A 12,059-nucleotide genomic window follows, 5' to 3' on the forward strand; every position below is an offset into this window, starting at 1 on the left:
AATGATCGATGCGCATGTCATTCAGACGCCTCGTTTTCCGACGCTTCCGTGGCCGCGTGAGAAGTACGCGGCATGCGGATGCCAGCATACGCAAACGCTATGGTGATGATCGGACTGAGCATGCAAAACACCGCGTAGGGACCGTAGACGAACGTCGATACGCCAAGCGTCGCGGCCATATACGCCCCGCAACTGTTCCAGGGTATCAATGCCCCCGTCGTAGTGGCCGAGTCGCCCACCGACCGCGATAGCACAGTAGGCGCATAGCCACGTGCAGCAAACGCGTTCTTGAACATTCTCGCAGGCAGGACGACGGCAATGAACTGGTCTGCCGCCACCACGTTCGTGGCAATCGTGGCTGCAACCACGGAGGCCACCAATGCACCACGGCCTTTGGCCCAACTGACCACGGGCGCGATGAGTCGTTCGATGACGCCGCATTTCTCCACCACGCCGCCAAATCCCAGCGCGGCGATGATCAGCCAGATCGTACTCAACATGCTATCCATGCCACCGCGCGTGAGGAGCGCGTCGATCACCGGTTCGCCGGTTGTCGATTTGTAGCCGCTTGCGATGGCAAGCCAGATGCCTTTGATCACGGCGATCCAGTTCGGCACGCCCTCGCGTGCCGCAGCGAATGTGATCACTCGCCCTGGCGCGACCACGGCGGCCACGACACCGCCGGCCAGTGCGCCAAGGAAAATCGTCGTAAAGGGCGGCAGTCTGAGCAGTGTCAGCAGCACAACCAGAATGAGTGGCGCAAACAGCACAGGGGAAAGATGAAACGCATTCTGCATGGCCGCGACTTCCGAACTGGCATCGAAGTGATTCGGTTCACCCAGCCAATAGAATACAAATAGCGTAATGACGAGCGCGACAAGCGAAGTCACCAGCGTCTCTCGCACGTGCTCGTAAAGTCCAACACCCGCCGCAGCCGCCGCCAGATTCGCGGAATCGGAGAGTGGCGACGACTTGTCGCCGAAATACGCACCCGAAATCACGGCACCGGCTGTGATGGCCGTGCTGAGTCCCATACTCTGCGCGATGCCCATCAAGCCAATCCCTATCGTTCCTGCCACGGTCCACGATGTGCCGATGCAAAATGAAATCAGCGCGCAGATCGACGCTGCCGTGACGTAAAAGTAATCCGGGCTCAGCAGTTTCAGTCCGTAATACACCATCGCGACAATAGTGCCGCAGAGCGCCCATGTTCCAATCAGTGCTCCCACAGCGAACAGAATGAGTATCGCGCCGACGCCGGAACTGATACTCGCGTTGGCGGCCTCGCCCAGCGAGGCGAGCGAATGACCGCGCCGCCACCCGACCAAAACCGCGAGCATGCCCGCCACAACGAGCGCCACCTGGTTTGGCCCGCTTGCGCCTTCATTACCGAACAGATAATAGGAGAGACCAACGAGCAGAATAAGCGCCACGACAGGCACCAGCGCTTCGAATAACGACAAAGGTTGCGGTGATGCGGGCCGCTTCATGCCACCCTCCCTTCTCTCGCCGTAAGCGTCGGCCTACGCTGCCACGACAGCATGGGGTCCCGCTTCTCGCGACACGTTCGCGCTAGCGCGAGAGGCTGAAGCCAATTCGCGCGGCCCAGCGGTGCTGGTTGTAGTCGAGAATATCTTCGCCATAGCCATTAAAGTAACCAACCCACAGGTATCCGCCCCACGCGTTGCCGAACAGCTTGGCCAACGGGTAGGTGAATTCCGCGTTGACGCTGCCGTAGGTCGATTTCGTGCCTTTTCTCAGGGTCGTTGCGAGTTGCCAGCCGTCGGGGCTGCCGTATTTGATCAACAGATCGACATAGCCGCGGTAATCGGCAATATCCGAATTCTCTCCGGCAATATGCTCGTACCAATAGACCTTGGGCGCGACCGTCAAATGATTCGCATGGATGTCGCCAAAGTCCCAGATCGGTTTGACATACAGAATGTCGATCCCACGCGACTCGGGCCCGTCCCGACCGTTCGATTCGTGCTCATAGCCCGTCTCGATGCCCATTCGGCTAAACCAGTTGGCTTTCCAACCCGTGTCCGCAAGATAGTAAAACAGCGCGGGCTTGTAGCTCGTATCGCGGAACGGCGCGGAATACTTGCGGATATCCCACAAGGACGTCTGCGTATAGGCAAAGTAGAGATTGTCGACGAAGCCGCGCGAGCGCGGATCGTCGGGTAAAACAAAGCGGAATTTGAAACTGATCTGGAATTTGGCCAGACTGGTTTCATCGGATGACCAGCCGTCGGCGAAGTACGTGGGCTCGTAGAACGAGAAACGGCCCGCCAGGAATGTGCCGAGATCGGGAATAACCGCATTCGATGGCTTGACCGCCGACGGCGGCATCTGCGTTGCCATGGCTTCGTTGCCCGCCATGGCGTCGTTGTCCCCCGCGCTGCCGGGCGCGTTCGAAGCCGACGTTGCGGTTTGCGCGGCAGACGCTGCCGTCGCTCCGGACGCGGCGCTATTGGCCGCGACACTGGCTTTGCGCGTCAGCAGAACCAGCGAAGGCGACACGTCCACGCCTGGCACATCCACTCGAACCGCACCGCGCGCCCAGTCCGGCCACGGCGCGCTATAGCTCACGGCCTTCATCTCGCCTGCCGCGAGCTTCACATGTTCCGGCGCACCCGACTCGCGCGTGATCTGAACCGCCCGCGGCTGTTGCTCGCCGTTCGTGAGCGTGATGAGCAAGGTACGCGGCACATCGAACGAGGAACCGGTCGGCGCGTCGCCGGAATAGACAATCGTCACGACGAGCGGCTCGTCGGACCTGGCCTCTCGTGGCGGTCGCATGACGGACACCGCCGCACTAGTCGTTGGCACGTAGCCGGCATATGTCGTGATGGAAAGTGCAGAACACGCCAGCATTCGCCGTAGCATTCGCGTGCGCGGTGCTGTTCTCAACCCGTGTCGCCTGCGAAATGCGGGTTCCCGTGCCATGCAACCTCCTCTTTATCATGGAAACTGCGATGGACACTGCGCACTCACATCTATCCAGTCGATCAGTCAACATCTGCACAAGATCCAACTGCGCCATCACGGCGACAAACACCACTACGAGGCGTTCCGCAAGCATTTCGCAAGCAACAGGCACGAAGTCAGCATGCCTTTTCAGGTATGGATACAACTCAAAAACAACACCGAAATTAGCATCACTTAAAGAATCAATTCGCCAATTTCACCTCCGAATTCGAAGTTATGGAACGATGTCTAGATCATCTTAATCCAGAAATTTTTTTCAACGCCATCACGTGTCAATTTTCGATAAAGATTGCGAACATAGTTATCGATGCATCGGCATTTCAATACACTTGACTGGCGCGATCATTCCAAAGCGACTAATCTTTTGCAACGTTCTTGCGTGATGTCTGGCGAGACATCGTGATTGACTCACCATCGGAAAGCATGATGCGAACGCCTGCCTTGACTTGCATGGTTTGCGCGGCTTCGATTTTTTCTCTGACTGCCTGCGAGCATCCAACATCCGCCAGCACGTTCACGCCGTCTCAAGCTCAACAAGCTCAGGTAATCGAGGTTGGCGTGGTCGAATGGGTACGGCCCGTTACCATCCAGCCGCAGCAAAGCGGTGTAGGCGCGATCGCAGGCGGCGCACTCGGCGGCATTGCGGCCGGCAGTGCGATCGGGCGCGGCAACGGCTCGCTGGCAGCAGGCATAGGCGGTGCTGTGCTCGGCGGCATGGCCGGCAATGCGGTCGAATCAAACGCAACGCGGCGCGCCGGATTGGAGATTTCCGTCCGACTCGACTCCGGACAATTAATCGCGGTGACGCAAGATGCGGACCAACCTTTTTCACCAGGCGATCGCGTGCGCGTGCTATTTGGCTCTCATACGGTCCGCGTGACTCGATAATTTTCCTTTGTTTAAAACATCGAAAACAACAACCAGCCGGATTCGAATTTGTAAATAAATACACGATATTTTGATCGGCCTGACGCACTGCCAGACGAATTACAACACGAGACAATGAGGACTCCGATGAGTGAATCCGTGCAGAAAATGAGTCGCTTGCAGCTGACCGCCATGGTAGTCGGCGGCATGATCGGTGCGGGCATCTTCTCGTTGCCACGTACGTTTGCAAACGCAACAGGGCCGGTGGGCGCCGCCATCGCGTGGATAATCGCCGGTGCCGGCATGTATGCGCTCGCACGGGTCTTTCAGGCGCTCGCGGAACGCAAGCCCAATCTCGACGCGGGCGTGTTCGTCTACGCAAAAGTCGGCTTTGGCGATTACCCCGGCTTTCTCTCCGCATTCGGATACTGGATCGGCAGTTGCATCGGTAACGTGTCGTACTGGGTGCTGATCAAATCGACGCTGGGCGCCTTTTTCCCCATCTTCGGCAATGGCAACACGTTAGTCGCGATCATCGTCGCGTCGATCGGCATTTGGCTCTTTCATTTTTTGATCCTGCGTGGCGTCAAGCAGGCGGCGTTCATTAACACCGTCGTGACCGTGGCGAAAGTCGTGCCCATCGTCGTCTTCATCGTCATTCTGGTGTTCGCGTTCAAGCTCGACATGTTCACGCTGAACATTCACGCTGCCGCTCAGGAAGGCAGCATCGTCCAGCAGGTTCGGGCAACGATGCTGGTGACCGTCTTTGTCTTCATCGGCATCGAGGGCGCGAGTGTGTACTCGCGCTACGCGAAAGAACGCGCCGATGTGGGCCGCGCGACGATATTTGGTTTTTGCGCGGTGACGGCACTCATGGTGCTCGTTTCGATGTTGCCGTTCGCGATCTTGCCGCGCGGCGACGTGGCCGGCATGCGCCAACCTTCGATGGCTGCCGTGCTCGAAAGTCTGGTCGGTCCGTGGGGCGCAATTTTCGTGAGTATCGGGCTCGTTGTCTCGGTCCTCGGCGCCTATCTGGCGTGGTCGCTGATCTGCGCGGAAGTCATGTTTGCCGCAGCGCGTAACGCAGACATGCCCGCCCTCTTCTCGCGCGAAAACGCGAATGGCGTCCCGGCCAACGCACTCTGGATCACGAACATCATCATTCAGCTTCTGGTCGCCAGCACCTATTTTTCCAGCGACGCCTTCGCACTGATGCTCAACCTGACCAGTTCGATGTCGCTGATTCCCTATCTCTTTGTGGCCGCTTACGGGCTGATGATCGCCAAACGCTCGGAGAGCTACGAAATACGCCCCGAGGAACGCAATCGCGACCTGACTTTCGCGGCGATCGCCGTGATCTATACCGTGTTCATGATCATCGCGGGTGGACTGACTTTCATATTGCTGTCCGCGATTCTCTATGCACCGGGTACTGCGCTTTATGTCTGGGCGCGGCGAGAACGGAACATCCCAGTCTTCGTTCGCGGAAGCGACTGGATCATTTTCATCGTGGCAACGCTGGCCGCCATCGCGGGCATTGTTCTGATGGCCACTGGCTCCATTCAACTCTAGCCATTACGAGCGGAGATCGACGTGACAAAGCCTAAAACTGCTGATGAAAAATCGACCCATTCCGATAGCCCGCTGGGGGTCTATTCGGAAGTCGGGCAACTCAGGAAAGTCATGGTGTGCGCCCCCGGCATCGCACACTCCCGCCTCACGCCCAGCAATTGCGACGAACTGCTGTTCGACGATGTGCTCTGGGTCGACAACGCCAAGCGGGATCATTTCGATTTCGTCACGAAGATGCGCGATCGCGGCGTGGAAGTCGTGGAGATGCATAATCTGCTCGCGGAAACGGTCGCCGTGCCCGAGGGGAAAAAATGGATCCTCGATAACCAGATCGTTCCCAATCAGGTTGGCCTCGGTTTTCTCGACGAATTGCGCAGCTATCTGGAAGGACTCAACGATCGCGCACTGGCCGAAACCCTGCTAGGCGGCCTCTCGATTCACGACTTCCCCGAAGCTCACGGCGGCGCGGCGCTCAAGGTCGTACGCGAAGCGGCGGGCGCAACGGAATATCTTCTCGCACCGCTGCCGAACACGCTTTATACGCGCGATACCACCTGCTGGATATACGGCGGCGTGACGCTCAATCCGCTCTATTGGCCCGCGCGCCATGAGGAAACGATTCTTGCGGCCGCGATTTATCGATTCCATCCTGACTTCGCGGGCAAGGTCAATGTGTGGTGGGGCGATCCAACCGAAGATCACGGATTGGCCACGCTCGAAGGTGGCGATGTCATGCCGATCGGCAACAAGACGGTACTCATCGGCATGAGCGAACGCACGTCTCGCCAGGCCATCAGCCAGCTCGCGGCGACCTTGTTCAAACGCGGCGCCGCCGAGCGGGTCATCGTGGCGGCCATGCCGAAGATCCGCGCGGCCATGCATCTCGACACCGTATTCACGTTCGCCGACCGCGACTGCGTCCTGATTGCACCGGATTTCATGGCACGTACGCGCACATTCTCCTACCGGCCGAGCGATCATCCGGCCGGTGTGGAATTGCACCAGGAAAAGAAGTCCTTCGTGGAAGTCGTGACCGAAGCGTTGGGATTGAAGAAAATGCGCGTGGTGGAAGCTGGAGGCAGCGATTATCAACGCGAACGCACGCAGTGGGACAGCGGCGCGAATCTCGTTTGCACCTCGCCCGGCGTCGTGTTTGCGTATGACCGCAACACGTACACGAATACGCTGCTGCGCAAGGCCGGGATCGAGGTCGTGACGATAGTCGGTGCGGAACTGGGCCGTGGCCGCGGCGGCGGACATTGCATGACGTGTCCGATCATTCGCGATGCGGTGGAATTCTAGTTCAGCGCGTCACACCATTCGCGCTCAACCGCCCTGGCCCACTCCCCGACACCCCAAGGCATGCGTCGAGAACTCATTACGGCCACGTGTATCAGCATCATTACGTTCATTGCCGGTGCGGTACTGTACGTTGGGCGTCCGGTTCTGATACCGATCGCGTTCTCGATCATCACCTGCTATGTCATTTACGGACTCGCCGAGATGCTGCATCGCCTGCCGCGTCTCGGCGCGCATTTGCGCGCAGGCGTTCGCTATTGGTGTTCGGCCTTGCTCATTTTCGCAGCGGCATACGGCGCGATCGAGCTATTGCTCATCGACAGCGCGCGAATCGAAGCCGTTGGTCCGAAATACGAAGCCACCTTGCTTGCACTGCTCGGCAAAATGGCGGCGCTGCTCCATATCGAAACCGATGCATCGTGGACGACATTTCGCCGGATTCTTCTCGACACCCTCAATATCAAGTCGATGATTTCGGTGCTGGTCGGCTCTATTTCGTCGATATTGGCCACGACGCTGCTCGTCATGCTCTACACGCTGTTCTTCATGATGGAGATCGGCAGGTTTCAGCATAAACTCTTCACGTTCATGGGCGGAAAAGCCAATCTCGCACCGCTCATTTACGCCATCAACTCCAAGATTGGAACCTATCTCGCACTGAAAGCCTCGCTCGGGGTCGTGGTCGGCGTGCTGAGCTGGATCTGCATGTGGATAGCCGGACTTGAATTCGCTTCTCTCCTCGCCGTGCTCATCGTCGTGTTGAATTTCGTTCCGTACGCGGGCTCGCTTATTTCCGTCGTACTACCGGGTTTGCTCGCCGCCCTGCAGTTCGGACAATGGAGCGAGCCGCTGGCCATTCTGATCGTGCTGGCTTCCATTAACTTCGTGATGGGCAATGTGCTCGATCCGTGGTTGATGGCGGGCTCCATGAATCTGAGCCCGGCAGTCATTTTGATGAGTCTCGCGGTATGGACCGCGATGTGGGGAGCCGCGGGTTCGTTTCTGGCGATTCCCGGCACCGTCGCGCTGACGATTATCTTTTCCGCGTTTCCGGCAACGCGTCCAATTACGCTCCTGCTGACCAAGGACGATCCTGGCGCGCATCGGTAGGACGAGAATAGCGGTTTACACCCGGCTATCTCAGCACTTTCCCTTTAAGGCGCCCGAAAAGCGCCAGCAATTGTTACACTGGCGTTGCAGCGAGGTGCAAGCACAAGCGTCGCTGATGCTCACCACGATCCGCCCGAACGCTGCCTAGTCGAGGGAAATCGCGCCCAGTCGCTTTTTTCAATCGTGCCGGATCACAACAAAGGAACGCGTTGACTACTGTAATTCTGAAACCTGACGAACCCGTGGACGTTGCCCTGCGCCGCTTCCGTCGCGCCATCGAGCGCACTGGCCTGATTCCGGAGCTGCGTGCCCGGACCGCCTATGAAAAGCCGACTACGGTCCGTAAGCGTAAAAAGGCCGCTGCGGTCGCGCGCGTGCGCAAGCAGATCAAACGGTCGATGCCGCCGAAAAAGCGCTACTGACCCAGGCAACGACGGGCGAGGCAGAGATTCAGGGCCATATTCGGCAGCCGCCAGACAGGCGCATGGCAAAACAGTTACAAATCAGATCTTGACGTTGACACACCTGCAAGGTTAGTGTGTCGGCCGAAGGTCAAGAAGTTCGATTGCTGTTCATCAATTGCTCGCTCCTCAGCGGTATTCGTGGTCCTCTCCCTCCTTGTCGCTTCACGTACTCTCTTTATGAGAGTGAATTCTCGTTTTTTTTCATCAAGGATTTTTCATGGAAACCGGTACCGTTAAGTGGTTCAACGACAGCAAGGGCTTTGGCTTCATCACCCCGGACAAGGGTGGCGACGACCTGTTCGCTCACTTCTCCGAGATCAAGACCGACGGCTTCAAGACGCTCGCTGAAAACCAGAAGGTGAGCTTCGAAACCAAGCAAGGCCCGAAGGGTCTGCAAGCGGCTAACATCAAGCCGCTGTAAAGTTTGAAGGACCCGGCCTCCGACAACGGACGCCGGGTTGCAGCGACACCCTCGCGGAGCAATGTCTCCCTAAGTTGGCGCGATCGCATTGAGTTGCCGCTATATCCGGCAACCTGCCCGACGCCACACGCCTCGTTGCACCTCATTCTCCCCTTCGGCGACTACGCCTTTTCGCTTTCCGTCTGCCTCAGATTCGGCTCGCAATGGCTTTGAATCGGCTCGCCCGTGCACGTCCTCACGTCACGCGCGCATTCAGACATTAATAGAATTAAAAATGCATACCAAACATACTCAGCAGTACAACGGCTATGCCGTCCAACCGTCCGCACATCGTTTGCCTGACGGGTGTTTTTCATCCAATCTGCTACTCGAACGCACTAACAGCGCGCAAGCCGAAGCCTCCTACCGGTTCTATTCGCTCGATTACTTCGAGAGCGAAGAACAGGCGCTGGAATTTTCAACGCGCTGGGCGCGCAACTGGGTCGATACGCGCGGATAAAACCGCGCCGGCCTGACGCGTTCGCTCGCACCCGAGCGAGCGCGAGCGCCGGATCAGCAATCAACGCTCACCCTTTTCGTGTGGCGAAAATGCCAAATCGGGCGCTCGCATTTTTGAAATGGATTTTTTTAAAGCCATCATGGCGCAACAAACCTTGATTCAGGTTTGTCGCCAAATGGGGGCATGTTATGGGCAGTGCGCTGGTATGGGCTGCAATCCCTCACAATAGTGACGGGGTCGTGTTTCAGGTTCGCGTGATTCGCGGGCTTCAGCGTTTTCATCTGTCCCGCCGGACGCTCGAGGACGTGTTTGACCTCGCGCCTCACGCATCGGATGCGCGGCAACTCGAACGCTTTTACGAGCACGCGCCTCAGATCTTGCGGCAGGCCATGCGAAAACGCCCGATTGCGGGCGCCGATACCGCCGCGCTTCAAACTGGCGATTTCATCTCGGCCGTCGAGACAGAATGGGCTGAAACCGCATATCTGCCGGAAATACCCGGCTATCTGACTTTGGACTGAGGAACGCGCGCAGCCGGCTGGATCGCACACAGCGCAGACAGCCCAGGCGCTCAAAAAAAACGGCATGGTTCGCCCGGTCGGCTATCATGCCATTCCTCTCCGAAGTAGCTTCTTATGATTTCCGTCCGTAATGTCACGCTGCGCCGCGGCGTCAAGGTCGTGCTCGACAGCGCCACCGTCACTTTCACCCCTGGCGAAAAGATCGGTCTTGTCGGCCGCAATGGCGCCGGCAAGTCGTCGTTCTTCGGCCTGCTCAACGGCTCGCTGCACGAAGACAGCGGCGAATTCTCGATTCCCGCTGCATGGCGGATGGGTCAGGTCGCGCAGGACATGCCGGAGACCGAACAGGGCGCAACCGACTTCGTGGTCGAGGGCGACACGGCCCTTCTGGCGGCCCAGGCTGAAGTCGCCGCCGCCGAGGCCAGCGACGACGGCATGCGCATGGCGCACGCCTACATGGCCCTGCACGACGCCGGCGCACACGATGCGCCCGCACGCGCACAGGCGCTGATCCTGGGTCTGGGCTTCACGGCCGCGCAGCTCGATCAGCCGGTCAACAGCTTCTCCGGCGGTTGGCGCATGCGACTCCAGCTGGCACGCGCGCTGATGTGCCCGTCCGATCTGCTGCTGCTCGACGAACCGACGAACCACCTGGACCTCGACGCACTGGTCTGGCTGGAAGCGTGGCTCAAGCGCTATCAGGGCACGTTGGTCGTGATCAGCCATGACCGCGAATTCCTCGATGCGGTGACGCAGGTGACGGTGCACGTCGATAACGCGAAGCTCGTGCGCTACGGCGGCAACTACAGCAAGTTCGAAGACATGCGCGCCGAACAGCTCGAGTTGCAGCAGGCCGCGCTCGCCCGCCAGGCGGACAAGATCGCCCATCTGCAGAAGTTCATCGACCGTTTCAAGGCCAAGGCTTCGAAGGCGAAACAGGCGCAGAGCCGGGTCAAGGCGCTCGAACGCATGGAGAAGATCGCACCGGTTCTGGCGGAAGCGGAGTTCAACTTCGAGTTCAAGGAACCGCTCAACGTCCCGAACCCGCTGTTGTCGATGCTGGACGCGAGCTTCGGTTACCCCGCGCCGGAGGATGCCGCGCCGGACACGCCGCCCACGGTCATCGTGCGCGGGATCAATCGCTCCGTGCTGGCCGGGCAGCGCATCGGCATTCTCGGCGCGAACGGCCAGGGCAAGTCCACGCTCGTGAAGACGGTGGCGCACGCGCTCGCGCCGATTGCCGGCGAAATCAGCGAGGGCAAGGGGCTGAACATCGGCTATTTCGCGCAGCAAGAGCTGGACGTGCTGCGCCCGCAGGACACGCCGATGGAACACATGATCCGCCTCGCCCGGGACACGCCGCCGCACATGCGCGCGCCCGGCCAGAGCGGCACCGAGCAATCGCTTCGCACCTTCCTCGGCACCTTCAATTTCAGCGGCGATACGGTTCACCAGGCCGTGAGCACGATGAGCGGCGGCGAAAAGGCGCGGCTCGTGTTGTGCATGATCGTGTGGCAGCGCCCCAACCTGCTGCTGCTCGACGAGCCGACCAACCACCTCGACCTCGCCACGCGTGAAGCGCTCGCCATGGCGTTGAACGAATTCGAGGGGACGGTGATGCTGGTCAGCCACGACCGCGCGCTGCTGCGCGCCGTGTGCGACGAATTCTGGCTGGTCACCAAGGGCGGCGTCGAACCCTTCGACGGCGATCTGGACGATTACCAGCAGTTCCTGCGCGACGAAGCCCGCCGCATGCGCGAGCAGGCCGACGCGGCGTAAAAAGCGATTGCCCGAGATTGCGCTCGGGCTTTCATCAGAACTTGCCCGGCGCGTGTCCGCACGCGCCGCGGCAAATACCCATTCCCGCACGCGTAAGTCTCACAGCGCAATGCGAATACCGGAAGCATTAATCGGTGCGCTGAGTTCCGCATTATCCTCATTTCAACGCCTGTTATTCCGATCGGCATTCGGCTGACTGGATTTGCCTTTGCTATTGGCTTCTGCGTCATCGGGCTGCCGCACCAGAAAGTCGTGATAGCTCCGATTACGAATCCAGGACGGTGCGCGACCGCGACCGCTCCAGGTCGCGCCCGTAACGGGATCCTGATACTTCATCTGAACAGGCCTGGTGTTATAGATGCCGCGCCGATCGACACGTAATTGATTCGGCACCAGGTTGAAAACATTCATGACCTGGCGAATGTGCTCGATCGCGGCTTTCTGCTCCTGTTGCCACGCGGCCGTAATGCGTTCATTGAGTTGCACGAGTTGCTTTTCCAACACTCTGACCTTGTTGTTCATGCGCTCTTTCCGTA

At 59.0% G+C, this 12,059-nt stretch carries 12 protein-coding genes; 9 read left to right on the top strand and 3 right to left on the bottom strand.

Features of this window, described 5'->3' with window-relative positions:
- Positions 1–17 precede the first annotated feature (17 nt).
- Positions 18–1,490, bottom strand: coding sequence for a Na+/H+ antiporter NhaC family protein (locus BMY06_RS36005; protein WP_074987616.1), 1,473 nt, complete (start codon positions 1,488–1,490; stop codon positions 18–20).
- Positions 1,491–1,572: 82 nt separating this feature from the next.
- Complete coding sequence (locus BMY06_RS36010; protein ID WP_237181570.1) at positions 1,573–2,760, bottom strand: phospholipase A; 1,188 nt, start codon at positions 2,758–2,760, stop codon at positions 1,573–1,575.
- 681 nt (positions 2,761–3,441) lie between these two features.
- On the opposite strand from BMY06_RS36010, the gene BMY06_RS36015 reads away from it, so the two are divergent.
- The 9 genes from BMY06_RS36015 (at position 3,442) to BMY06_RS36055 (ending at position 11,523) form a co-directional block, all read left to right on the top strand.
- Positions 3,442–3,879 (top strand): outer membrane lipoprotein, encoded by a 438-nt coding sequence (locus tag BMY06_RS36015; protein ID WP_074987639.1) that lies wholly within the window; start codon positions 3,442–3,444, stop codon positions 3,877–3,879.
- 126 nt (positions 3,880–4,005) lie between these two features.
- Entirely contained in the window at positions 4,006–5,430 is a 1,425-nt protein-coding gene (locus BMY06_RS36020) for a basic amino acid/polyamine antiporter (protein WP_074987618.1), read from the top strand.
- A 111-nt stretch (positions 5,431–5,541) separates the two neighbouring features.
- On the top strand, positions 5,542–6,732 hold the full coding sequence (locus tag BMY06_RS36025; RefSeq protein WP_208490370.1) for an arginine deiminase: 1,191 nt from the start codon (positions 5,542–5,544) through the stop codon (positions 6,730–6,732).
- Positions 6,733–6,792: 60 nt separating this feature from the next.
- On the top strand, positions 6,793–7,839 hold the full coding sequence (locus BMY06_RS36030; RefSeq protein WP_074987620.1) for an AI-2E family transporter: 1,047 nt from the start codon (positions 6,793–6,795) through the stop codon (positions 7,837–7,839).
- Between the two features lie 209 nt (positions 7,840–8,048).
- On the top strand, positions 8,049–8,261 hold the full coding sequence (gene rpsU / locus BMY06_RS36035; RefSeq protein ID WP_065065050.1) for a 30S ribosomal protein S21: 213 nt from the start codon (positions 8,049–8,051) through the stop codon (positions 8,259–8,261).
- Between the two features lie 259 nt (positions 8,262–8,520).
- Positions 8,521–8,724, top strand: coding sequence for a cold-shock protein (locus BMY06_RS36040; protein ID WP_065065051.1), 204 nt, complete (start codon positions 8,521–8,523; stop codon positions 8,722–8,724).
- Positions 8,725–8,998: 274 nt separating this feature from the next.
- The gene (locus BMY06_RS36045; protein ID WP_065065052.1) at positions 8,999–9,223 is read left to right on the top strand and encodes a hypothetical protein; all 225 of its coding nucleotides are present in this window, start codon (positions 8,999–9,001) and stop codon (positions 9,221–9,223) included.
- Between the two features lie 188 nt (positions 9,224–9,411).
- Positions 9,412–9,744 (top strand): hypothetical protein, encoded by a 333-nt coding sequence (locus BMY06_RS36050; protein ID WP_074987621.1) that lies wholly within the window; start codon positions 9,412–9,414, stop codon positions 9,742–9,744.
- A 114-nt stretch (positions 9,745–9,858) separates the two neighbouring features.
- Entirely contained in the window at positions 9,859–11,523 is a 1,665-nt protein-coding gene (locus BMY06_RS36055) for an ABC-F family ATP-binding cassette domain-containing protein (RefSeq protein WP_065065053.1), read from the top strand.
- Positions 11,524–11,685: 162 nt separating this feature from the next.
- Here the strand turns inward: BMY06_RS36055 and BMY06_RS36060 are convergent, their stop codons facing one another.
- Positions 11,686–12,045, bottom strand: coding sequence for an H-NS histone family protein (locus BMY06_RS36060; protein ID WP_074987622.1), 360 nt, complete (start codon positions 12,043–12,045; stop codon positions 11,686–11,688).
- Positions 12,046–12,059 lie beyond the last annotated feature (14 nt).

Origin of the sequence: Paraburkholderia tropica, assembly GCF_900109265.1 — a bacterium.
Classification (GTDB): Bacteria; Pseudomonadota; Gammaproteobacteria; order Burkholderiales; family Burkholderiaceae; genus Paraburkholderia; species Paraburkholderia tropica.